This window comes from Paenibacillus sp. FSL W7-1332, assembly GCF_037969785.1.
Taxonomy (GTDB): domain Bacteria; phylum Bacillota; class Bacilli; order Paenibacillales; family Paenibacillaceae; genus Paenibacillus_AQ.
Window position 1 is genome coordinate 2,816,649 of the sequence record NZ_CP150209.1, and the last position, 22,695, is coordinate 2,839,343.

Sequence of the window (22,695 nt, forward strand, 5' to 3'; positions counted from 1 at the left end):
ATCATGTGTATAAGAGGAGAGAGCAGTTAGTCATGGCAAGATTTTCGCAAGATATACTCGAATTGAGCAGTGAGATTGAGTCCAAAATCGGTCAGCGTATACGGGAGATCGACGCTATTGTTGATTTTAATCAGTGGAAGGTAATCGATGCTTTCCAGAAGTTTCAGGTGAGTGATTTTCATTTTGCGGCTTCCACCGGGTATGCATACAATGATCGCGGCCGTGAAGTGCTGGATTTAGTCTATGCGGACGTATTTGGAGCCGAATCTGCCCTGGTAAGGCCGCATTTTGCTTCCGGTACCCATACGATCTCAACAGCACTGTTTGGTGTGTTAAGGCCTGGAGATGAGCTGTTGTATATTTCGGGCCGTCCCTATGACACCCTCCATAAAGTGATTGGCGAACCCGGGGACGGCACCGGGTCCCTTCGGGATTTCGGAATCGGTTATCAGGAGGTTGCGCTAACCGAACAAGGGGAGATTGATTGGGAGCGGGTAGAGAGGGCCATCACGCCTTCAACTAAGGTGATCGGTATCCAGCGTTCCCGAGGTTATGATTGGCGTTCTTCGTTCACGGTATCGCAGATTGGTGACATGGTCAGCCGGATCAGGTCTATACGCAAGGATTTGATCGTTTTCGTTGATAACTGTTACGGCGAGTTTACGGAGCGATTGGAGCCGACGGAGGTGGGCGTTGACCTGATGGCAGGTTCGCTTATCAAAAACCCTGGCGGCGGCATTGCTGAAACCGGCGGCTACATATGCGGTAAAGCAGCCTATGTCGATAAGGCGGCCTATCGGCTGACTGCTCCCGGCATCGGACGAGAAGTGGGGGCTATGCTGGGAACGACCAGAGGGATCTATCAGGGATTATTCCTGGCATCATCCACGGTTGGACAAGCGGTTAAGGGCAGCATTTATGCTGCCGCGATGTTTGAGGCGGTAGGATTCACAACCAAGCCGGGCTGGCAGGATGAGCGAACCGATTTGATTCAGGCTGTATCGTTTACCGGTGCGGATCATCTGATCGCTTTTGTTCAAGGGATTCAGCAGGCCGCGGCGGTCGATAGTCATGTGGTGCCTGAACCTTGGGATATGCCTGGGTATGAACATCCCGTAATCATGGCGGCAGGTACGTTCATTCAGGGAGGAAGCCTCGAATTATCAGCGGACGCGCCGATCCGATCACCTTATATCGGTTATATGCAAGGCGGCTTAACCTACTCCCATGTTAAATATGGTGTGCTTATGGCCCTCCAAAGCATGAAAGATCGTAAATTGTTGTGAGTTATCCTTACATGCGGTTGACGTGGTTGATCAGGAAATGTACAATAGGATCAGAATAGACCACTTGGAAGGTTGATGAGATATGGGTGATGAGATTCGGAGGAATATGGCGTTATTTCCGATAGGCATTGTTATGAAGCTTACGGATCTATCTGCCAGACAAATTCGCTATTATGAGCAGCATAACTTAATTGTCCCAGCCCGTACGTCGGGCAACCAACGCCTGTTTTCCTTCAATGATGTGGAGCGACTGCTAGAGATTAAGGCTTTGATTGAAAAAGGTGTTAATATCGCCGGCATTAAGCAAGTAATGAACCCTGTCACGAAGGAGTCAGAAGAGGCTACCGTCATTACTCCTGATACCGAGAACAGACGCCGTGAGATGTCTGAGTCCCAGTTGCGACGTTTGCTGAAGCAGGAATTGATTACCGCTAAAAGACCGGGTCAGGTTTCATTGATTCAAGGGGAATTATCCCGGTTTTTTAATAAATAAGGATTGCCATGCTGTAATTCATCATTCAATCTAGTTTTTATTTAAAAAGGAGAGGATAAAGTGAGTTATACCAGAGAGGACATTCTACGCATTGCCAAAGAAGAAAATGTTCGATTTATCCGCTTGCAATTTACAGATTTGCTTGGAACGATTAAAAACGTTGAAATTCCTGTCAGCCAGCTGCCTAAAGCGCTTGATAATAAAATGATGTTCGACGGTTCATCCATCGAAGGTTATGTACGGATCGAAGAATCCGATATGTACCTGTACCCGGACCTGGATACCTTCATGATTTTCCCTTGGGTATCCGAGGATCGCGTTGCGCGTCTGATCTGTGATGTCTACATGCCTGACGGCACACAGTTTGCAGGAGATCCGCGCGGCATTCTGAAGAGAGCGCTGAAAGAAGCCGAAGAGATGGGCTTCACTTCCATGAATGTCGGTCCGGAGCCTGAATTCTTCCTGTTCAAAACCGATGAAAAAGGCAACCCGACCATGGAGCTCAATGACCAAGGTGGATACTTTGACCTCGCGCCTACGGATCTTGGCGAGAACTGCCGCCGCGATATCGTATTGACACTGGAAGAGATGGGCTTCGAAATCGAAGCTTCTCACCATGAGGTTGCTCCCGGCCAGCACGAAATCGATTTCAAATATGCAGATGCGATTAAAGCAGCTGACCAGATTCAAACGTTTAAATTGGTAGTGAAGACGATCGCTCGTCAGCATGGACTGATTGCAACATTTATGCCAAAACCGCTATTCGGTGTGAACGGCTCCGGCATGCACTGTAACCAATCGCTCTTCAAAGGCGGAGAGAACGCGTTTGTCGACGAGAGTGATGAGCTTGGCTTGAGCGTAACGGCTCGGCACTATATGGCGGGTATTCTTAAGCATGCACGCGCGTTTGCCGCGATCACGAACCCAACGGTTAACTCGTACAAGCGTCTCGTGCCTGGTTACGAAGCACCTTGCTACGTTGCATGGTCTGCAAGTAACCGCAGTCCGATGATTCGTATTCCTGCGTCCCGTGGTCTCAGCACGCGCATCGAAGTGCGTAACCCGGATCCGGCGGCTAACCCTTATCTTGCTCTGGCCGTCATGCTGAAAGCAGGCTTGGACGGCGTTAAGCGCGAGCTGTCGCTCCCGGCTCCAATTGACCGTAACATCTACGTGATGACGGAAGAAGAGCGCATTGAGGAAGGCATCCCTAGCTTGCCTGCAAACCTGAAGGAAGCACTCAACGAGTTGATCCGCAGCGAAGTCATCTCCGATGCACTCGGTGATCATGCGTTGGCTCACTTCTATGAGCTGAAAGAAATCGAATGGGACATGTACCGCACGCAAGTTCACCAATGGGAACGCGATCAGTACATTACAATGTATTAATAGAGGAATCCCTTGCGCCGTAAGGCGTGAGGGGTTTTTGTTTTTGGGGGCAGATGGTGGTGGAATGATAGTTATTCTTGTTTCACCCCCAAAATGCCCCTATTTTAGAATGGGTAGCTCATTTAAACAGGGCTTGTAGGATTTAGTTGAAATCATATAAAGTAGTGGGGCAGGATGAATGTAGTGGATGAAACAAAGGAGATCAGTAAATGGCGACTCTAAACGACCATGAAGAGAAAGGGACCCGAGCTGATTTCACCTTTATATCTCGTATTCCTGGTGAGGATGAAGGATGCCAGGTCAATTTTAAGTTTTATCAGGATAAACGAATCATTTATGATTTGAATTTTGGGTGGACGAATTTGACGATCCGGAACTTTATCTCGGTAACTGCTGAATTTCCGCTGGAGTACTTAAATGGTTTTAAATTAGATGGTTTATTTATGTCATTTGAAAAACATTTATATCAGCTGAGCTGGAAGCCCATGGAACAAGAAGGAATCTATCAGTTGCGTTTTTACGGATCGGAACAGGATTTTCAGTTAAAGGCCGACAAGGAATCTGTCCGGAGATTTGGTTCCCAATTTAAACAGGACTGGGATGAGGCTCCGCTGGTTTGATAATAGTCATCATTTTGACTTATGGTTATGGAGAATCGTTCATAGAATGCAACTACTACAGAATCACCCTCTATAAGGGGAGATTCTTTTTTTTGTTTTTTTCGGAAGAGGGGAACCTTTGCTGACCTCCATGACTCTAATTAGATGAGGTGAATCGGTTGGAGCTGGAATACTTGAAGCAGATGACGGTGATGGACACACAGACACTGGATAAAATCATGAGCTTGTACGGAAATGATATCTGGAATTACGCTTATTTTCTGACCAAACAGCAAGCACTGGCAGACGATATTGCTCAAGATGTGTTTATTAAAGCTTATTTTGGCATACATACATTTCGCGGTCAGGCGTCGTTAAAAACGTGGCTGCTCACGATCACACGACATACCGCGTTCCGGTACAAAAAGGCTTTTTTCTTTCGGAAAGTGACCCTTAAGGACAGACTGCACATCGATGCGTCAAGTCGGTCCGCGGAACTGGAGTATCTGGACGGGCAGTACACGGATGAAATATGGGCCATGATTATGACTTTACCCAGGAAGTTTAGGGAGGTGCTCATCTTGGACCTTTACTATGAGATGTCAATCAATCAGATTGCGGAGTTCCTTAACCTAGCGGCGGGTACCGTAAAATCCAGACTGTATCGGGCAAGGAAAAAAGTGCAGAACCTGTTAAAGGAGAATGGAGATGAATGAGGATAAACCAGACTGGTATTCCCGGGTTTCAAAGGGACCTTTTCCAAATGATAAATTTACGGCTGAAATGAAAAAAAACGTCCAGATGTCCGTGATCCGTGACGAAGGTAGGCCTAAGCGCCGAAAGTATCTACAAGTTGGCTTTACAGGCGTGCTGCTGCTTCTGGTTATGATACTTGCCATACAGCTGCCTTTTGACGTTGAGGAACAACAGAGAGCTGGGGATGTACCACCACATAACGAGGAGACAATTCGGGCGCAAGGCTTTACAGATCAGGGAAGGCTCAGTGTGGTTGCTGTGGAAAAGGAAAAAATCACGACACTGGGAGCTCCTAGCTGCTTCGGTATCGAAACGGACCAATCGTTTACCGGAAACTACATCGTACGATATAGCTATAATGAAGTTACGGATGAAGTAACCACGCTGGATGATCTTACTTTTATTCAGCCAACTTCTGCAGCTGTCCATATGGTTCGATTGCCGTTTCAGGATGCGGATGTATTTATACTTGCACCGCAATATCAGGACTGTCATGCCATACAGATCTACGCATTCGCCGTGGAGCATGATACGGGCAAGGCTGTGCAGCTCAGGTTTCAAGATGAATTAACGGTGTCCTATACTTCCTATTACAGACCAGGTACTGCACCCATGGTGAAAGACAATAAGCTTGTTCTGCAGTCCACGGAGGGACCAGGTGGGGAAGGCTCGCCGGATTATAAACCTACACGGATGTATCGGCTGGATCTTAAACAAGGCATTATGGAGCATACAAACTAGCTATGATCAAGTTTCGTGATCTGTATAGAAAAAGCAAGAGGTTACCATCCAATTAAGGGAGGTAACCTCTTATTCATAGATCTATGAGATTAGTGGACATCCCGGAAGAGTCCGATTACTTTACCGAGAATCGTAACATGGTTCAGGCGCAGTGGCTCGTAGGTAGGATTCTCCGGTTGCAATCTTACATGATCCTTCTCCTTATAGAAGGTCTTTACAGTTGCTTCGTCTTCTTCTGTCATCGCTACTACAATGTCGCCATTGTCTGCAGTTTGCTGCTGGCGCACAATGACATAGTCACCGCTGTGAATGCCAGCTTCGATCATACTGTCACCGACAACCGACAACATGAAAACCTTATCGTCTCCTACATAATGCTGCGGGAGCGGGAAATAATCCTCAATGTTCTCCATGGCTGTAATAGGAACACCTGCAGTGACTTTACCAACAACAGGCACTCTGGCAATGGTGTGGGTAAACAGATTCGCGCTATCGGACTCTTCTTGGCCAAGCAGCTCGATTGCTCTTGGTTTCGTAGGGTCACGGCGAATTAGGCCTTTCTTCTCCAAACGGTCAAGATGTCCATGGACCGTTGAACTGGAAGCTAGTCCGACAGCCTCTCCGATTTCCCGGACAGAAGGCGGGTAACCCTTGCTACGAACTTCGTTGCGGATAAACTCTAAGATCGCCAGCTGGCGGCTGGATATTTTCGACATGCCGTATCAACCCCATTTAGTAACGTTTGGGAAAATTATAACATAGAACTTCCGTTCGTACAAACATAAGTTCTAAATAAAAATAGAACAAATGTTCTTTTGGGTATTGAATCAAACAAGTGTTCGTGTTAATATAAATCCATAAGAGAACACTTGTTTGGGAGATGATGATTCCATGTTGAAATACAGTACATACCGCAGCATTTATGAGAACGTTCCAGTGCAAACGATGAAGTCCCCGGAGACTTGGATCCACCAATTAAAGTCCAGAATGGCATCCATTCCTTTTATAAAGCTTTTATTCATCCTGTTGATCGTAGCTTCTTTTTGGACAGGGGCATACTCTGTTTTTGCCGGGGGGATGGACAAGCCTACTGGGGAGAAGCAGGTTATTGTTCAATATGGTGATAGTTTGTGGCGGATTGCTTCCCTTCATAAACCGGCAGATATGGATACACGAGTATATCTTGATAGCATCCGAAGAATGAACGGATTGAAAGGTCCGGATATACAGGCCGGAGAGGTGTTGTCTTTACCAGTCTGGTAATGGGATGATACTACGAGAGGCTCTTTCCTTATATATGTCTCAACTTCTCGCTTCATATTTGTAGTCTTGCCTGACGATGTGATTTCACGCAGTATAAGCGTGTTTATAATAGACGAGTATTGATTTCTTAACAATGAGGAGCCCATATATAGGCATCATATGTTCATATTTGTTCTTAATAAGAGTTTGTAAGGGCGCTGTTGCCTTGACAAGCTCTTTTTCACATGTTTAAGTTATACATGATATCGGAATTGGAGGAGAAGTCATGGACATCGATACTTTGGTTGAACGCATCAATGTACTAGCAAGAAAACAGAAGAGTGAGGGATTGACCGCGGAAGAGCTCAAAGAACGGGCTGAGCTTCGGGAAATATACCTTAACAATATTCGCAGTAACTTTAGACAACAGCTGGAATCGATCGAATGGGTTGATGAAAATGAACAAAAAGGCGGCCCGCGATTAAAGCATTAGTCGATGAACTGGCATCTGGATCTACAACAGTGGATTCAGGGACCAGATAGTAGGATAGAATTATAATACTTGGGGTGCCGATTATTCGTGGGAATCGAATACGGTAACCCCAAGTTTATATGGATTGGTAATATTTTGAAATTGAGTCCAGGGGGAACCATATGTCACGATCATGGGAAAGAAAAGTCAACAAAAATATGTCACAGCTCAACAAGCAGCGTAAGAAGCAGGGGCTGACCTCGTACCAAGGCTCTGCCGTTAATGATAAGCATGACGTGTTTAAAGGACGTAAGTATGTACTTCCGTTAGTGCTTGTTGCATTGGCTGGTTTGTATGCGCTTCTCGGAACGGCGACGTCACAGGCAGCCGGTGGAAGCAATGACGTGTTGAATTGGGTTGGTGTCAGCTTGTATATTCTGTTGGCGCTTATGATTTTCTTACGCAAGCCTTACTTGAAGATTGAGCGTGCTTCCGTATCCACGATGAAGTTCAATCGGGAACGTCGTTTGGCTGTATCCGATATCGAGAAAATCAAATTGGCTTCGGGCTCTGTTGTGATTCAAGGCAAGGGAAAAGCAGGCAACTGGGTATTCTCGCGCATGATGAATCTTTATGATACGAAAGCGATGGGCGAAAGATTGGAAGAGTTCGCAAAGACTCATCAAATTCCAGTGGAGCATAATTAACAAATAAAATAGAGATCACAGTGTATATGAGGAGTGGGAGAGACATGCCGATAGCTGCGGTTTTGTTTGATTTGGACGATACGTTGTTGTGGGATGAACGTAGTGTGGAAGAAGCGTTTGAAGTGACTTGCCAGGCCGGAGCGGACGAGACCGGCGTTGATGCCAAAGCACTGTTGGCCGCAGTACGGGAAGAAGCGAGAGCATTATATGAATCCTATGATACCTTTGCTTTTACCAAAATGATCGGAATTAACCCTTTTGAAGGCTTGTGGGCTAATTTTACGGCTGGATCACAGCCTGAATTCAGACAGCTGCAGGAGCTGGCACCCGTATACCGCAAGGAATCATGGCGGCGCGGACTTCAGCGCCTGGGCGTTGATAATGAAACCTTGGCCCAGACGTTGGCCGAACAATTCGCTGCTGAACGCAGAACAAGACCATACGTATATGAAGAAACGTTTGAAGTTCTGAAGGAACTGCAGGGGAATGTAAAGCTGCTGCTTCTTACGAACGGAAGCCCGGATCTGCAGCAGGAGAAGCTGGACGGTGTTCCAGAACTGGTTCCTTATTTTGATCATATTATCATATCTGGCGATTTTGGCAGAGGAAAGCCGGATGTTTCCATCTTCCAGCATGCACTCGACTTGTTAGGTGTCGAGGCGGATCAGGCCGTGATGGTAGGAGATAAGCTGACCACAGACATTAAAGGCGGAAATGCGGCTGGACTGCATACCGTTTGGATCAATCGGGTAAACCGACCTCATGATCCTTCCATTCAACCGAAGTTTGAGATCAAACATTTATCGGAGCTGCACACCATCGTAGCATCCCTATAAACCATGCAATAAAGAGCTTACACCTGTATACTTGGTATTCTACTGTACATAGGAACAGCCATAACTGCAGAATTCTGCGGTTATCGGCTGTTTTTTTGTTGGTTATACGATCGGACTTCAACCTTGCAGCTGGCTATGATAAACGTCACACAATTGTAAGCTGCATGAGATAGAAGTAACAGAATAATGAGATATAATGGAATAGGTAACTTAACGAGGTTTGGAAATGACCATTACGTGAATGAACCAATACATAGTCCTATTTTGTAAAAGAGGTGTAGAGCATGACCCGAAAAAAAATGGCCCTAATTGCAGCTATGGTGCTGATGGCAGTTGCGCTTGCCGCATGCAATGACAGCAAGGCAGAATCCGGTGACGATGTGATGGCCGAACCCATCATCGTCGAGCTGTCTCTGACGCCGGAGAGCATTAAGGCTGGCGAGAAGGTACTGATCGAAGCGAAGGTGACGCAAGCCGGAAGTCCGGTGGAAGATGCGAACGCTGTGGAATTTGAAGTCACGCTGGAAGGCGGCGGCGTTCAGGCGAAGGTCCCGGTTAAGCATGATCAAGGCGGGGTATACAAAATGGAGAAAACCTTCGATGAGGCAGGAACCTATCGGATTGTTTCACATGTCACGGCGAGAGGACAACATTCCATGCCGTTAAAGGAACTGAAGGTAACAGAGTAACGCATCACTAATAAATAAGGCAGCGCATGATCCGGGAAGCGGATTGTTGCGCTGCCTTATTTCATTTTCCTGTTCAATCAGCTTCCATGAGCCTTAGGGCTTATTGGAATTGAGGATCTTCTACCGGTGTGGCTACCCACCCGTTCTCCTCAATGAAAAGACGAACGGCGATGATTTGCTTGTTCTCCATCAATGTGAAGAAGTGAGGCGTGTTTTCCGGTACGGAAATGACATCGCCTGGCTCAAGCTCTACATTAAAATAACCGACATCGTCGGAGCCCTTAATAATGAAGATTCCTTTTCCGCCGACAATCGCACGGATTTCGTCTTCCGAGTGGGTGTGAACCTCTTCGAATTTTTTCAGCAGGTCCTCTATATTAGGCGTGGACTCGGATAGTGTGATGACATCCCAGATTTTGTAGCCGCGTCTTGCAGCCAAGTCACGAATTTCTTCATCAAAGATGTCCAAAATGCGCTTCTTATCGTCATCACTCAGCTTGAAATTTTCTTGAAGCGCTGCCGGGAGTTTTTCCATATTCCAGTGCTCGTAAACAACCTCTTGGTTATTCAGGAATTCCCGAACATTCTCTTCCCCAGTAATGCGTTCGTTCGTGTTGCGAATCACAATCTCTGCCATAGCTTTAACCCTCTTTCTCCCGTTGGATTAATATGTATTATAGCCCCCCTCACAGCATTTGTCATCTGCAAATGTGGATTTGTACCCATTGCAACGCAATATTTCGGCTTTTCTATTGAAAAATATTCTGATACACTAAGATTTAACGTTTTCGGGGGAGGTTTATGAGTTGAACAAGCCTAGCTTACAAGAAGTACTTAAAGAACGAATATTAATTCTTGATGGTGCCATGGGCACAATGATCCAGCAGGAGGACCTCTCAGCTGAAGATTTTGGCGGTCCGGACCTTGATGGCTGTAATGAAATGCTGGTCATTCATCGGCCGGATGTCATTCAGAAAATACATGAACAATATCTTGAAGCAGGTGCCGACCTGATTGAAACCAATACGTTTGGCGCAACCTCGGTTGTGCTTGCTGAATACGATATACCTGAACTTGCCCGGGAAATTAACCTGAAAGCGGCTCATTTGGCCCGTGCTGCGGTTGAAAAATATTCCACGCCGGACAGCCCGCGTTATGTGGTCGGAGCGATGGGGCCAACAACGAAGACGCTTTCGGTTACCGGCGGTGTGACCTTTGCCGAATTGATCGAGAGCTACGAGGAGCAAGCCGTTGCCTTGATTGAAGGCGGCGTTGATGCACTTCTGCTCGAAACATCGCAGGATACATTAAACGTGAAAGCCGGGAGCATTGGGATCCGCCAAGCGTTTGATAAAACGGGAGTCACGCTCCCAATCATGATATCCGGAACGATCGAGCCGATGGGCACGACGCTGGCCGGACAAAATATTGAAGCTTTCTACATTTCATTAGAACATCTGAATCCCGTATCCATTGGCCTAAACTGTGCGACTGGCCCGGAATTCATGCGTGACCATATTCGCTCCTTATCCGAAATGTCCAGAAGCGCGATCAGCTGTTATCCTAACGCGGGTCTCCCGGACGAGAATGGGCAGTACCATGAATCCCCTGAATCGTTGGCTCAAAAGATGGGGGCTTTTGCTGAAAAAGGCTGGCTTAACATTGCCGGCGGTTGCTGTGGGACAACACCGGACCATATTCGCGCATTAAAACAAACGATGGATGGCTTCTCCCCACGACCGCTGGATGGTGGACATTTGCCGGCATTATCCGGTATCGAGCCGGTATATATCGAGCAGGAAAACCGACCGTATATGGTAGGGGAGAGAACGAATGTTCTGGGCTCCAGAAAGTTTAAGCGTTTAATCGTAGAAGGTAAATACGAGGAAGCCTCCGAGATCGCCCGTGCACAGGTTAAGAATGGCGCTCATGTCATTGATGTGTGCGTACAGGATCCGGATCGTGAAGAATCGGAAGATATGATTAAGTTCCTGGAGCTCGTAGTTAAAAAGGTTAAAGTGCCGCTTATGATCGATACGACGGATCCGGCAGTAATTGACTTGGCGCTGCAATATTCGCAAGGGAAAGCGATTATTAACTCCATTAACCTTGAAGACGGTGAAGAGAAATTTGAGCATGTGATCCCGTTGGTGCATAAATACGGTGCCGCGGTTGTCGTTGGAACTATTGATGAGACCGGTCAGGCAATCCATCGCGATGACAAGCTCAAGGTGGCCCAGCGTTCATATGATCTGTTGGTGAATAAATATGGGGTCTCGCCAGAGGACATTATTTTCGACACACTTGTATTCCCGGTAGGTACGGGGGACGAGCAGTATATCGGATCAGCCAAGGAAACGATTGAAGGCATCCGCATAATTAAAGAAGCCATGCCAAAAGTGCATACCATTCTCGGCATCAGCAACGTTTCCTTTGGATTGCCGGAAGCGGGTCGTGAAGTCTTGAACTCCGTTTATCTGTACGAATGTACGAAGGCCGGATTGGACTACGCGATCGTGAATACGGAGAAGCTGGAGCGTTATGCCTCGATCCCTGAAGAAGAGCGTCGTCTAGCCGAGGACCTGATTTACAGAACCAATGATGAGACGCTGGCGGCTTTTGTCGCGGCATTCCGGGATAAGAAGGTAGAGAAGAAGGTTAAGGTATCCAACCTGACGCTTGAGGAGCGACTTGCATCCTATGTGGTGGAAGGTTCCAAGGAAGGCCTCATTCCGGATCTAGATGAAGCATTAACCAAATACGGCGCGCTGGAGATCATCAATGGACCTCTGATGGCCGGGATGACCGAGGTTGGACGTTTGTTCAACAACAACGAACTGATTGTCGCGGAGGTGCTGCAAAGCGCCGAAGTGATGAAAGCCTCCGTGGCGTATCTCGAATCCTTTATGGAGAAAAACGAGTCGTCGGTCAAAGGGAAAATCATGCTTGCCACCGTGAAGGGGGACGTGCATGATATCGGTAAAAACCTGGTGGAGATCATCTTATCCAACAATGGTTATCAAATCATTAATTTGGGTATAAAAGTACCACCGGAGCAAATTATCGAGGCATACCGCCGTGAGCAGCCCGATGCGATCGGCTTGTCCGGTTTGCTCGTGAAGTCAGCCCAACAGATGGTATCCACCGCCCAGGATTTGAAGAACGCGGGCATTAGCGTTCCGATCATGGTAGGCGGGGCGGCTCTTACACGGAAATTCACGAAGACCCGCATTCGTCCCGAGTATGACGGCATGGTGCTTTACGCTAAGGACGCAATGGATGGTCTTGCGTTGGCCAACCAGCTGAGTGATCCGGTTCAGCGGACGAGAATCGCGGAAGAGATCAAGGCAGAACAGGAAGCCGATGCTGCGGCTCCGCAAGTGGTTAAAGTAATGCCGAAGCTGTCAGAAGGGCTGCGCTCCAAAATTTCGACCGATGCTCCTGTATATTTACCACCGGATATGGAGCGGCATGTGCTCCGAAATTATCCGATTTCGCATATTCTGCCATATATCAACATGCAGATGCTGTTAGGACATCATTTAGGTCTGAAAGGTTCAGTGGAACAGCTGCTTAAAGCCAAGGATCCCAAGGCGGTATCGCTTAAGGAAACCGTTGATGGTATTCTGAAAGAGGCCGTTCAATCGGGGATCATACAGGCGCATGCGATGTACCGTTTCTTCCCGGCACAGTCTAGAGGAAATGAAATTCTCATATACGATCCGAATGATACAACAAAAGTATTGCATACCTTTACGTTTCCAAGACAGCAGGTTGAGCCGTACCTGTGTTTGGCGGATTTCCTGAAATCCGTAGACAGCGGGGTTATGGATTACGTTGGATTCCTTGTCGTTACAGCTGGTCACGGTGTCGGAAAATTGTCCGGAGAATGGAAGGACAAGGGTGATTATTTGCGCTCCCATGCGCTTCAATCGGTTGCGCTGGAAACAGCAGAAGGGCTGGCGGAGCGGATTCACCATATGATGCGGGATACGTGGGGATACCCCGATCCGGCAGACATGACAATGAAACAGCGCTTGGGTGCGAGATACCAAGGCATTCGCGTATCCTTCGGATATCCGGCCTGTCCGGATCTGGAGGATCAGGAACCGTTATTTAAATTGATGCAGCCAGAGGATATCGGCGTTCATCTTACCGAAGGTTTCATGATGGAACCGGAGGCATCGGTATCCGCCATGGTGTTCAGCCACCCGGAGGCTCATTATTTTAACGTGGATAAAGCTTAACATTTGAATACCGGTACAGCCGGTTTGAAATCCTCCGAATGTTTCGGGGGATTTCTCCGGTTTACAACCGAAAGGGGAGAAGAGGGATGGAACTCTATTTTCTAGGAACTAATGCGGGGGTTCCTACGCTGCAGCGTAACGTGACCTCGATTGCACTGCGTTTGCTGGAAGAACGAAGAAGTCTGTGGCTGTTTGATTGTGGAGAAGGCACGCAGCATCAAATATTGAAATCCCCGCTTAAGCTGTCCAAGCTTGAGAAGGTATTTATTACCCATATGCATGGTGATCATGTGTTCGGTTTGCCAGGCTTGCTGTCCAGCCGAGGTGCCCAAGGGGTAACTTCACCCCTGACGATATATGGTCCCCCAGGTATAAAGCCCTTCATTGAAACGACGCTGAGCATCAGCCAATCGCGCGTACCCTATACGATGGAGGTCATTGAGCATACCGGAGGCGTGTTGTTTGAGGACGATAACTTCCTCGTGGAATCGGCTAAGCTGGATCACAGGGCCGAGAGTTACGGCTACCGTATCGTGGAGAAGGATCTTCCCGGCAGTCTGGACCTGAAGCGGTTGGCGGATTATGGACTGAAGCCAGGTCCGCTTTATGGCAAGCTGAAAAGAGGGGAAAGCGTGGAACTCGGCGACGGACGATGGATTCATGCCTCAGATGTGCTCCTGACACCGAAAAAAGGGAGAGTGGTCACGATTCTCGGGGACACAAGGCCATGCCCTGGGGTAGAGACTCTGGCCAAAGGCGCCGATCTTTTGGTTCATGAAGCCACTTTCATGGAGGATCTGTCCGAACTCGCGCACGAGTACTATCATAGTACGGCTAAACAGGCGGCGGAAGCAGCGAAACGGGCTGAAGCAAGATTGTTATTCCTGACCCATTTCAGCTCCCGATATAAGGATATAGAGCATTTGCAGCCGCTGCTCAAGGAAGCGCAGGAGATTTTTGAGAATACGCGCTTGGCAGAGGATTTTGGCTTGTACCCCATCCAGCGCAAATCATGAGCTGACACAGCTGTTATTTACAGGGAAATATCGAGTGATGGAGTGAATTATTTTCCGGGAAAGCGCAGGAAATGACAAAGCGGTTTATAATCACTAACACTTGGACAGTCTTCGATCTCTTTCGACTAGTTAGCCGCCGGACTGAAGAGCAGTCACGAACCTTGCAACCGGAAGTAGCCTTCATTACAATAATACTAACCGGGGTTTCTGCGTAAGCAAACTTCTGTACAGAGTATGAACCATGGTTATACATATTTATTTTGATATATGACGTTGAATAACGATCACGGCGATGCCGAGAATGCTAATACTTTAATCAATGAATCATTTATGGCGTGAAGGAAAGAAATAAAGAAGGTGCTATCAATTCATGGAAAAACCGAAACCAAAAGGATTGTTGATTGACCTGGATGGAACGCTGTATCATGGCCGTTATCGGATTGAGGGAGCAGACCTTCTCATCGAGCGGCTGAAGGAATTGCAGATTCCGTTCCTGTATGTAACGAATAATTCATCACGAACACCGGAGGAAGTGGCGGCGCATCTGATGGAGATGGGAATACCCGCCTTGCCGGAGGAAGTATGCACCTCCTCCCTGGCTGCTGCTAAATATATCGCTGAGGAGTCGCCGGGTGCCAGAGTGGCGATGCTTGGCGAAGAGGGGCTCCGTGAAGCGCTCTTGTCTGCAGGACTGAACATCGTGGAGCAGTCCCCTGAATATGTCATTCAAGGAATCGACCGCTCGTTCCATTACGAGAAGTTAACCCGTGCCGTTCGCTGGATTCAGGAGGGAGCCGTGTCGATATTGACCAATCCGGACTTGCAGCTTCCATCGGATACCGGCTTGATGCCCGGTGCAGGTTCGCTGGGCGCTGCGATCGAAGCCGCTTCCGGAGTGAAACCGACGGTCATCGGAAAGCCGTCCTCGATATTAATGAAATTTGCTTCGGATCGCCTTGGTTTGGCTCCGGAGGACACTTATGTAATCGGAGATAATATACGTACGGATATCGCGGCTGGGGCGCATGCCGGCTGTAAGACGGTGCTCGTTATGACCGGAATCACGACCGATCTCAATATGGAGGCCCATATGGAAGCCACGGGTGTCACACCGGATTTTATCTGCCGGGATTTGAGTGAAGTGAAAGATCTGCTGTGTTCATAATGAGTGAGAGTGTACATATAAACTTTTGTGATTGACGAAAGGGAAGATGAATGATGCCGGAACTGCCGGAAATGGAAAATTACCGAAGATTGTTATCGCAGAGCATTTTGAATGTACCGATCACGAATGTCGTCGTGAACCGTGAAAAATCACTGAATGTGGCCGTTGATGAGTTTACTTCCGTGTTAAAGGGAAGCAAGGTCATTTTTGTGGAACGTAGAGGCAAGCACCTCATATTCCATTTGCATAACGGAGGCAGACTGCTGCTTCACCTCATGCTGGGCGGCATTTTGTATTTAGGGCATAAAGATGAGGAGCGTCCATCAAGGTCGACCCAGGTCGAGATCACCTTTGGCGATCAGGTGCTGTATTTTATCGGTCTGCGTCTGGGTTACTTGCATTTCCTGACAGCCAGAGAGACGGAAAATGCGCTTAAAGAGCTTGGTCCTGAACTTCTGGATCGGCGAATGACCAAAGCGCGCTTTGTCGAACGGATTGGAAAACGGCGGGGCGCTTTAAAAACTACTTTGGTCAATCAGCAGGTTGTCGCCGGGATCGGCAACTGTTATGCAGATGAGATTGCCTTTGATGCCCGCATTCACCCGCTGTCCAAAATCCAGGATTTATCGGAGCAGTCTTTAGAGCAGTTATACGAGAGTACCGTTAAAGTGATGCGCGAGGCGACGGATGGCGGCGGATATATGGAAATGCCGTTTCAGGAAGGCGATACCCTGACGGGGGCTTACAACGACGAGTGCAAGGTGTACGATCGCGAAGGAGAGCCTTGTGTTCGCTGCGGTACGCCGATCGTGAAGATGGAGCATACCTCGCGCAAAGTGTTCTTTTGTCCGAACTGTCAGCATGAAGCCTAAAGTCCGAATTGGGAGCCATGTCAGCACACGGGGCGGATTTCTCGCAGCAGCCCAGCATGCAGCTGGGATCGGTTCACTAGCCTATCAGTATTTCCCGAAAAATCCGCGCAGTCTTCACTTAAAGATGCCGGACGTCCGCAATGCCGCCGCCTGCTCCAAGTTTTGTCAGGAACAAGGACTCGTTTCGATCGCGCACACCCCATATCCGACGAATATGGCGGTTGGCTTAACCCGGGGCGAAGCGTTTTACCAGTTGACGGTAGATTCCCTGAAGAATGATCTCATGATTGCCGAGGCTTGCGGATCGCTGGGTATCGTGGTTCATTTTGGGCATCTCAAGAGCCAGGATATCCTTGAAGGGTATCAGAATATTATCCGCTGCATGAATGATGTGTTGTCTTCCTGGACGGGAAGGGCTAAGCTGCTGATCGAGAATCAGGCGGGGGATCATGGATCTATGGGGATGACGCTTGAAGAGAGCGTGAAGGTCAGACAGCTTGCTGATTATCCGGAGAAAATAGGCTTTTGCCTGGATACCTGCCATTTGTTTGCCGCCGGAGGTTGGGATATTTCGAATACGGATGAGCTCCTTGCCAGGGGCAAATCGCTGGGCTATTGGGAATCTGCCGTTGCCGTTCATTTGAACGATTCGAAATATGGGGCCGGTTCAAGAAAAGATCGCCACGCCCGCATCGGACAAGGTATGATAGGAACAGAAGCGCTGAAACGTCTGGTTCTGGCACCGGAACTTGCAGGCAAGGCATTTGTCCTGGAAAGTGAAAAAGGGGCTGACGGCACGCATAGGGAAGACATCGCCAAGGTGCTGTCCTGGTCCTGATTAAGGGAGAGAGTAATATGATTCATCTGTATTTAGACGACTGGCGCCCCAATCCGAAAGGATTTGCGCTGGCACGAAGCGGGGAAGAGTGTTTGCTGATGCTCCGTGAATGTGAAGTGGATGTTCTGTCCCTTGACTTTGAATTGGGACATGGCCAAATGAACGGCGGAGACGTGGTTGCAGCCATGATCGCCGAAAATCTGCAGGCCCGAGAAATATATTTGCATACCTCAAGCCCATCTGGCAGAAGAAAAATGTATGAGCTGCTCTATGAGCATATGCCGGAAAGCGTCCGGGTTCACAATGGACCGATGCCGGAATCCGTTCTGCGGGAAGTCGCCCAGGGTTCAAGATGATAGAGGTAACGCAGCGTGAATTGACGGAGAGGCTTGAATGGCACGAGCGCCTGACGAAACGGGATGCGAATGCGGACCCAGTCATCGTATTTTTGCATACGCCATTATGCGGCACATGTGCCGCTGCGCGTAAGATGATCAACATTGTAGAACATGTGGTGCCGGATGTACAGCTGCTCGAAGCCGATGTGAACTTTCTTCCGGACATTGTGGAACGGTATCAAATCCGCAGTGTTCCTGCATTGCTGGCTATTCAGTCGAGTCCCCTCCCCGCACCGGAGGTGCTGTACCGGATGGGTTCCGTGCAGGATATCGTGAGTTTTGTGAGGAGCGTGAAGCCATGATTTCGCTACAGCATTTGTCGCTCGTCAGAGGGAGCCGTCAGATTCTGGATGATGTTAGTATCGAGATGAAGCCGGGACAGAACTGGGCCATCTTGGGCAGGAACGGATCAGGCAAAACGACGCTGCTGGAAATGATGACAGGATATATGTTTCCTTCCAGCGGGCGTGTGGAGGTCCTTGGCCATGTTTACGGACAATGCGACGTTCGTGAGGTCCGCAAATCGATCGGCTATATTAGCCAGTCGTTATTGGAGAAATTGACGCTGAGCGACCCGGTCTGGGAGGTTGTGGCAACAGGGGCTTACGCCTTTCTGCGCTTCTATCAAGACATACCGGAAGAGGCCAGGAACCAGGCCCATGCCCTGTTGAACGAAATGAATTTCGGCCATCTGGCGGAGCAGCCTCTCGGAATATTGTCACAAGGTGAACGTAAAAAGGTAATGCTGGCACGCTCCCTCATGGCCGATCCGAAGATTCTGATTATGGATGAACCGTGTGCGGGCCTGGATTTGTATGAACGGGAGAAGATGCTGCAGGAGATTGACAAGCTGAGGCAGCGCGAAATTACGGTTGTGTATGTCACGCATCATATCGAGGAGATTGTCCCTTTATTTACTCATGTGGCGCTCATGAAAGACGGCCGCTTAACGGGTGCGGGAACAAAAGAAGACGTATTAAACCATGAACTTATCAAACAAACTTATGATATCGACGCTCAGCTGGAATGGGATGGCGGACGTCCCTGGATCAAAGTTATTTCTGGAGGTTAATCCGTTTGGATGAATTAAATGTTATGCAAGAGCTTGAGGAACAGAATCAAAGTCATCGGGATTTTCACAGCAAGTGGGTATGTACGGCAAACCATGGGTTTGCTCCTTACGCCCAAGAAGAGCTGCGCCGGATGTTTGGCAGTATAAAGAGCACGATGATGATACCGGGTGAGGTGTTTTTGGCGACAGTCGGCAGCTCCGAAGATGAGGCGAAGCGGCTGATTACGTCTTCCCCGCCTATTTTTCTGCGGCATTTGTTTCCGGTACATCTGGAGGTGACAGCCGATACCGCTGACGATGCACTGCATGCTGTCGTTGAGCATGTCATGAAGCGGGAGGAAATCGGCCGCAGCCGTGTATCCATCCAGATCCGAAAGACGGAGAACAGCTCGTGGAAGGAAAACCCCGCGGCCCTTCGGGATGAATTACAGCATCGCTTGGCTGCGCTAGAACTTGAATACACGGTACAGGCACCGGAGTGGATCATTTCACTATTCGCTGCTGACAGTGTCTGGTATGTGGGCGTGTCACGGCCGGAGGACAACCTGTCGGATTGGAACGGAGGCGCCGTCCGCTTTCAGCGGGAAGAGGGACAAATCTCAAGAGCCAAATTCAAGCTCCTTGAGGCGGAGAAGCAGTTCGGAATTCCGTTTGATTCCTTCCGCAAGGCTGTCGATATCGGAGCAGCGCCTGGCGGATGGACCTCCTTTTTATTGGAGCGCGGCCTGCAAGTTACGGCCATTGATCCGGCGAAAATGCATCCATCCCTCGATGGTCACAAAAACCTCCGCGTGATTCACAAGAATGCAGCGGACGTATCGTTTAGAGATTCTGAGTTTGACCTGTTGGTGTGTGATATGAGCTGGAGTCCTAAACTAATGGCCAGAATGGTAACCGGGCTGCTGCACAGTCTTCAGACGGGCGGCACTGCTGTCATTACGGTTAAGCTGCTGACTAAGAAACCGATGGCGCTGGTGAAAGAGATCATGTCGGTGTTTGAAGAGTCCAGAATGCAGATTCAGGGAGCAAAGCAGCTGTTCCACAATCGGGACGAGATTACGCTTTATATGATTAAGTATTAAAAAACTCTTTACAAGTCAATGTATCTTGTTCTATAATGATTCCAAAATTAACCAACGACAACGATAGGGAAAGCATCCCGCTATTCATCACGATTCAGTGATGTGGCGGAGTGCTTTCCTTTTTTTGTTGTGTTTGTAAGTCAGGGGAGAGGGCGTTGAAATGAATCAGCCTTGCAGATTAGTACATGGGGAAGTGTTGGGCGAGCGTTACGTGATTGACCGCGTGATCGGTGAAGGGGGCATGAGTTGTGTATATCTGGCCGAGGATCTGAAGCTGCCCGGGAAGAAATGGGCAGTGAAGGAGAGTTTGTCTGAACCCGGTATGCAGCGCACCGTTCAGGACGAGGCACAACTTCTGATTAAACTCAGTCACCCGCGTCTGCCGCGCATTGTCGATTTTTTTCATGCACAGGCTACCGGCTACACCTATTTAGTTATGGATTATATTCAGGGCATGACATTGGAGAAGTACTTTCGGGGATATCGAGGGAATGTGAATCCGGACTTCATCATGGAACTGACGGAGCAACTGCTGGATGTTCTGGAGTATCTCCATAATCACGAACCTCAGGTTGTATTCCGGGATTTAAAGCCATCAAACATTATGCTGACCGATCAGCTGGAGGTTCGACTCATCGATTTTGGAATCGCCAGAAGCTATAAACAAGAGAGTGGGGAGGATACCGTCAAGTTGGGCACGGTTGGATTTGCGGCGCCGGAGCAATACGGAGGTAGGCAAAGCGATGCGAGATCGGACCTGTATGGGCTTGGAGCGCTTCTGCTTTATCTCTCAACCGGCGGTAAATTCAGTGAATGGATAACGGGCGTGGAGCGACATATCCGTGGCGATTTGCCAAGAGAACTTGTACCCGTTATTCGAAAGCTGCTGCAATATGCTCCGGAGCATCGATATCAATCCGCGGCAGAAGTTCGTTCAGCGCTCAGTCGGCATCAGCCGATCACTGCGAATATATCAAGTGCTCAGTCCAACACGCTAGCCGGGACGCTTGTGACAGCCGTATTGGGGGCATCATCCGGTGTAGGAACAACCCATAGCTGTATCGCATTCGGGCATTACTTGGCTTCAAGGTACGGGAAGGTAGCGATCGTAGAAATGAGCGCAAAATCTACCGCCTTTACCCGGATTCAGGAAATAGCCGAGGGCGGGAAGCTGGGGTCTATCCGAAAGTTCGAAATCAACGGGATTCACTTTTGGCGGCAAACAGCCAGAACGGAAGTTATTTCGCTGCTCGGGGGCAGTTACGATGCGGTGGTGTTGGATTTGGGAGCATACCGGGACAGCGAACGGCTCGAGGAGTTTCTTCGGGCCGATCTCCCTATCGTTATCGGATCAGGAGCGGAGTGGCGACAGCATGATGTGGTAACGCTGGCCCGGATGCTGTCAAGACATCCTCAGCCGGCCAGGATCTACGCACTGCCACTTGCTGGGGAAGAAACGATTCAAGAGATGAGAAGAACGCTAGGAACGAATAGAGTTCATTCCTTGCCCCTGCAATTGGACCCGTTTGAATTGCCTGACAGCAGCCGGGAGGCATTTGCACAGTTATTTCTGGATTACCTGCCGCGGGCAGAAAGGAAGCGAAGATTCAGGTTTCTAAAGAATTAACTGCATATGAACTGAAGGAGATGAAGCAATGCCAATTATCAGGAGGCGCAGCCGCAAACTGATATTTGCTGGCTTAGCCGGCGCAGCCGTAACAGGTGCCGTATGTGCTGGCGCAATGTTGTATTATGTGCACGGCTATAAAGAGCAGCAGAGTATAGAGCGTACTAAATACGAGCAGCGAATCAAGGAGCTTGAAGAGACGCAGCTTCAGCAGCTCAATTCAATGAAGGTTGCATGGGTCCCGTTAAAAGATATTCCGCCTGGTCATTTCATCGATGCAAAGGATATTAAGGAAGTGCGTTTGCCTGATGACGGTTCTTCCGGCAATCTGTTCTCGGTCAAGGAAGAGATTGCCGGGAAGGGGGCCAAGATCGAGCTGCTGCAGGGCACACCGATTACCCGCTCGATGCTCTTTGAAGAAGAGCCGACACCGTCCGATCTTCGTCATCGGGAGATGAAGTCCGTATATCTGCCAAGCAATTTACGCCAAGGGGACGTGATCGATGTAAGGGTTCAGTTTCCAAGCGGACAGGATTACATCATTTTATCCAAGAAGAAGATCGACAGGCTTCAAAATCCGGCGTTTTGGACAACGTTAAGCGAACGGGAGATTTTATTGCTTTCCAGCGCTTTGGTGGATGCTTATCTGCATAATGCCACGCTCTATGCACTCACCTATGTAGAGCCGGAACTTCAAGAGAGAGCAATACCTAATTATCCTCCGAACGCTGAAGTAACGAAGCTGATTGCAAGCAACCCGAATATTGTGAAGAAAGCCGAGAAGTTTTTCGAAGTTACGCTGCGAAACACGTTGGAAGAGGATTTAAGCAAGCTTCAGCCGAATCAGCAGGCACAGGTATCCGACATGCATCACAACTCCATCTTCGCTAGTGGGGCAAGAAGTCCAGACTCCTGGAGTCCTGCGTCCAATTTAAGCTCCCAAACGAAATCTTCAACGGATACAAAACGGAATACTGCTGACATCCGTCTTGACGACGAGGCAAATACAGAGACTCCGCTCCGTGAAGAGCGGGATTCAGAAGCGGAGCAGATTCTGGGATCATCCGGACCGCCAGAAGCCGAGGCGGGCAGTGATAAGGAATCAGAGAAAGCGGAGTTGATATTCTCAAGTCCTTAGTAAAGACAAAGCTAAGCCCTAAGAACAGAT

Annotated in this window: 24 protein-coding genes; 22 read left to right on the forward strand and 2 right to left on the reverse strand. The window is 48.7% G+C overall.

The annotated features are described in order from the left end of the window. Positions 1–32 precede the first annotated feature (32 nt). The 6 genes from MKX98_RS12520 to MKX98_RS12545 all read left to right on the forward strand — a co-directional run bounded on the left by MKX98_RS12520 (position 33) and on the right by MKX98_RS12545 (position 5,264). Positions 33–1,286: a methionine gamma-lyase family protein gene (locus MKX98_RS12520; RefSeq protein ID WP_339223211.1), complete on the forward strand. Its 1,254-nt coding sequence runs from the start codon at positions 33–35 to the stop codon at positions 1,284–1,286. An 82-nt stretch (positions 1,287–1,368) separates the two neighbouring features. Continuing rightward, on the forward strand, positions 1,369–1,779 hold the full coding sequence (locus tag MKX98_RS12525) for a MerR family transcriptional regulator (protein ID WP_006209652.1): 411 nt from the start codon (positions 1,369–1,371) through the stop codon (positions 1,777–1,779). 60 nt (positions 1,780–1,839) lie between these two features. After that, the gene (gene glnA, locus MKX98_RS12530) at positions 1,840–3,168 is read left to right on the forward strand and encodes a type I glutamate--ammonia ligase (RefSeq protein WP_194542052.1); all 1,329 of its coding nucleotides are present in this window, start codon (positions 1,840–1,842) and stop codon (positions 3,166–3,168) included. A gap of 209 nt (positions 3,169–3,377) precedes the next feature. Then, complete coding sequence (locus tag MKX98_RS12535) at positions 3,378–3,788, forward strand: hypothetical protein (RefSeq protein ID WP_220685760.1); 411 nt, start codon at positions 3,378–3,380, stop codon at positions 3,786–3,788. A 158-nt stretch (positions 3,789–3,946) separates the two neighbouring features. Then, positions 3,947–4,483, forward strand: coding sequence for a sigma-70 family RNA polymerase sigma factor (locus MKX98_RS12540; protein ID WP_339223214.1), 537 nt, complete (start codon positions 3,947–3,949; stop codon positions 4,481–4,483). Between the two features lie 67 nt (positions 4,484–4,550). Continuing rightward, positions 4,551–5,264: a hypothetical protein gene (locus MKX98_RS12545; protein WP_339223216.1), complete on the forward strand. Its 714-nt coding sequence runs from the start codon at positions 4,551–4,553 to the stop codon at positions 5,262–5,264. Between the two features lie 89 nt (positions 5,265–5,353). Here the strand turns inward: MKX98_RS12545 and lexA are convergent, their stop codons facing one another. Then, a complete protein-coding gene (gene lexA, locus MKX98_RS12550) occupies positions 5,354–5,980 on the reverse strand; it encodes a transcriptional repressor LexA (protein WP_006209658.1) in 627 nt (208 codons plus the stop codon). A 175-nt stretch (positions 5,981–6,155) separates the two neighbouring features. Here lexA and MKX98_RS12555 point away from each other — a divergent pair, with 175 nt between their 5' ends. From MKX98_RS12555 to MKX98_RS12575, 5 genes are all read left to right on the forward strand, one after another. Then, entirely contained in the window at positions 6,156–6,527 is a 372-nt protein-coding gene (locus tag MKX98_RS12555) for a LysM peptidoglycan-binding domain-containing protein (RefSeq protein WP_194542055.1), read from the forward strand. Between the two features lie 265 nt (positions 6,528–6,792). Beyond that, positions 6,793–6,999 (forward strand): DUF896 domain-containing protein, encoded by a 207-nt coding sequence (locus tag MKX98_RS12560; RefSeq protein WP_194542056.1) that lies wholly within the window; start codon positions 6,793–6,795, stop codon positions 6,997–6,999. A gap of 161 nt (positions 7,000–7,160) precedes the next feature. Further along, complete coding sequence (locus MKX98_RS12565) at positions 7,161–7,685, forward strand: hypothetical protein (protein ID WP_071218230.1); 525 nt, start codon at positions 7,161–7,163, stop codon at positions 7,683–7,685. A 44-nt stretch (positions 7,686–7,729) separates the two neighbouring features. Next, complete coding sequence (locus MKX98_RS12570) at positions 7,730–8,521, forward strand: HAD family hydrolase (protein WP_220685757.1); 792 nt, start codon at positions 7,730–7,732, stop codon at positions 8,519–8,521. A 284-nt stretch (positions 8,522–8,805) separates the two neighbouring features. Then, the gene (locus tag MKX98_RS12575; protein WP_071218228.1) at positions 8,806–9,210 is read left to right on the forward strand and encodes a FixH family protein; all 405 of its coding nucleotides are present in this window, start codon (positions 8,806–8,808) and stop codon (positions 9,208–9,210) included. A gap of 100 nt (positions 9,211–9,310) precedes the next feature. On the opposite strand, the gene MKX98_RS12580 is transcribed toward MKX98_RS12575, so the two are convergent. Then, complete coding sequence (locus MKX98_RS12580; protein WP_071218227.1) at positions 9,311–9,847, reverse strand: cupin domain-containing protein; 537 nt, start codon at positions 9,845–9,847, stop codon at positions 9,311–9,313. A 169-nt stretch (positions 9,848–10,016) separates the two neighbouring features. On the opposite strand from MKX98_RS12580, the gene metH reads away from it, so the two are divergent. The 11 genes from metH to MKX98_RS12635 all read left to right on the forward strand — a co-directional run bounded on the left by metH (position 10,017) and on the right by MKX98_RS12635 (position 22,665). Further along, positions 10,017–13,457, forward strand: a complete 3,441-nt coding sequence (metH, locus tag MKX98_RS12585; protein WP_339223220.1) for a methionine synthase — start codon at positions 10,017–10,019, stop codon at positions 13,455–13,457. Positions 13,458–13,543: 86 nt separating this feature from the next. Then, positions 13,544–14,473, forward strand: coding sequence for a ribonuclease Z (gene rnz, locus MKX98_RS12590; protein WP_339223222.1), 930 nt, complete (start codon positions 13,544–13,546; stop codon positions 14,471–14,473). Positions 14,474–14,843: 370 nt separating this feature from the next. After that, positions 14,844–15,638, forward strand: a complete 795-nt coding sequence (locus MKX98_RS12595) for a TIGR01457 family HAD-type hydrolase (protein ID WP_339223224.1) — start codon at positions 14,844–14,846, stop codon at positions 15,636–15,638. A 53-nt stretch (positions 15,639–15,691) separates the two neighbouring features. Then, the gene (gene mutM, locus MKX98_RS12600) at positions 15,692–16,510 is read left to right on the forward strand and encodes a DNA-formamidopyrimidine glycosylase (RefSeq protein ID WP_339224416.1); all 819 of its coding nucleotides are present in this window, start codon (positions 15,692–15,694) and stop codon (positions 16,508–16,510) included. Then, the gene (locus MKX98_RS12605; protein WP_194542060.1) at positions 16,500–17,348 is read left to right on the forward strand and encodes a deoxyribonuclease IV; all 849 of its coding nucleotides are present in this window, start codon (positions 16,500–16,502) and stop codon (positions 17,346–17,348) included. The genes mutM and MKX98_RS12605 overlap by 11 nt, the downstream gene beginning before the upstream one ends. Positions 17,349–17,365: 17 nt before the next feature. Next, a complete protein-coding gene (locus MKX98_RS12610; RefSeq protein ID WP_194542061.1) occupies positions 17,366–17,704 on the forward strand; it encodes a cyclic-phosphate processing receiver domain-containing protein in 339 nt (112 codons plus the stop codon). Further along, positions 17,701–18,048, forward strand: a complete 348-nt coding sequence (locus MKX98_RS12615; protein WP_194542062.1) for a thioredoxin family protein — start codon at positions 17,701–17,703, stop codon at positions 18,046–18,048. The genes MKX98_RS12610 and MKX98_RS12615 overlap by 4 nt, the downstream gene beginning before the upstream one ends. Further along, a complete protein-coding gene (locus MKX98_RS12620; RefSeq protein ID WP_220685754.1) occupies positions 18,045–18,818 on the forward strand; it encodes an ATP-binding cassette domain-containing protein in 774 nt (257 codons plus the stop codon). The genes MKX98_RS12615 and MKX98_RS12620 overlap by 4 nt, the downstream gene beginning before the upstream one ends. 5 nt (positions 18,819–18,823) lie before the next feature. Further along, positions 18,824–19,900 carry an SAM-dependent methyltransferase gene (locus MKX98_RS12625; RefSeq protein ID WP_194542064.1) on the forward strand — a complete coding sequence of 359 codons (1,077 nt, stop codon included), beginning with the start codon at positions 18,824–18,826 and terminating at the stop codon, positions 19,898–19,900. A 160-nt stretch (positions 19,901–20,060) separates the two neighbouring features. After that, a complete protein-coding gene (locus MKX98_RS12630) occupies positions 20,061–21,527 on the forward strand; it encodes a serine/threonine-protein kinase (RefSeq protein WP_339223227.1) in 1,467 nt (488 codons plus the stop codon). Positions 21,528–21,555: 28 nt separating this feature from the next. Next, entirely contained in the window at positions 21,556–22,665 is a 1,110-nt protein-coding gene (locus tag MKX98_RS12635) for an SAF domain-containing protein (RefSeq protein WP_339223229.1), read from the forward strand. Positions 22,666–22,695 lie beyond the last annotated feature (30 nt).

Coding starts and splice junctions, on each gene's coding strand:
- MKX98_RS12580 (WP_071218227.1), bottom strand. CDS start 9,847: ATGGCAGAGATTGTGATTCGCAACACGAACGAACGCATTACTGGGGAA.
- MKX98_RS12560 (WP_194542056.1), top strand. CDS start 6,793: ATGGACATCGATACTTTGGTTGAACGCATCAATGTACTAGCAAGAAAA.
- MKX98_RS12545 (WP_339223216.1), top strand. CDS start 4,551: ATGAAAAAAAACGTCCAGATGTCCGTGATCCGTGACGAAGGTAGGCCT.
- MKX98_RS12575 (WP_071218228.1), top strand. CDS start 8,806: ATGACCCGAAAAAAAATGGCCCTAATTGCAGCTATGGTGCTGATGGCA.
- rnz (WP_339223222.1), top strand. CDS start 13,544: ATGGAACTCTATTTTCTAGGAACTAATGCGGGGGTTCCTACGCTGCAG.
- MKX98_RS12605 (WP_194542060.1), top strand. CDS start 16,500: ATGAAGCCTAAAGTCCGAATTGGGAGCCATGTCAGCACACGGGGCGGA.
- MKX98_RS12565 (WP_071218230.1), top strand. CDS start 7,161: ATGTCACGATCATGGGAAAGAAAAGTCAACAAAAATATGTCACAGCTC.
- MKX98_RS12595 (WP_339223224.1), top strand. CDS start 14,844: ATGGAAAAACCGAAACCAAAAGGATTGTTGATTGACCTGGATGGAACG.
- MKX98_RS12555 (WP_194542055.1), top strand. CDS start 6,156: ATGTTGAAATACAGTACATACCGCAGCATTTATGAGAACGTTCCAGTG.
- MKX98_RS12570 (WP_220685757.1), top strand. CDS start 7,730: ATGCCGATAGCTGCGGTTTTGTTTGATTTGGACGATACGTTGTTGTGG.
- MKX98_RS12620 (WP_220685754.1), top strand. CDS start 18,045: ATGATTTCGCTACAGCATTTGTCGCTCGTCAGAGGGAGCCGTCAGATT.
- MKX98_RS12535 (WP_220685760.1), top strand. CDS start 3,378: ATGGCGACTCTAAACGACCATGAAGAGAAAGGGACCCGAGCTGATTTC.
- MKX98_RS12610 (WP_194542061.1), top strand. CDS start 17,366: ATGATTCATCTGTATTTAGACGACTGGCGCCCCAATCCGAAAGGATTT.
- MKX98_RS12520 (WP_339223211.1), top strand. CDS start 33: ATGGCAAGATTTTCGCAAGATATACTCGAATTGAGCAGTGAGATTGAG.
- MKX98_RS12615 (WP_194542062.1), top strand. CDS start 17,701: ATGATAGAGGTAACGCAGCGTGAATTGACGGAGAGGCTTGAATGGCAC.
- lexA (WP_006209658.1), bottom strand. CDS start 5,980: ATGTCGAAAATATCCAGCCGCCAGCTGGCGATCTTAGAGTTTATCCGC.
- MKX98_RS12635 (WP_339223229.1), top strand. CDS start 21,556: ATGCCAATTATCAGGAGGCGCAGCCGCAAACTGATATTTGCTGGCTTA.
- MKX98_RS12525 (WP_006209652.1), top strand. CDS start 1,369: ATGGGTGATGAGATTCGGAGGAATATGGCGTTATTTCCGATAGGCATT.
- MKX98_RS12630 (WP_339223227.1), top strand. CDS start 20,061: ATGAATCAGCCTTGCAGATTAGTACATGGGGAAGTGTTGGGCGAGCGT.
- mutM (WP_339224416.1), top strand. CDS start 15,692: ATGCCGGAACTGCCGGAAATGGAAAATTACCGAAGATTGTTATCGCAG.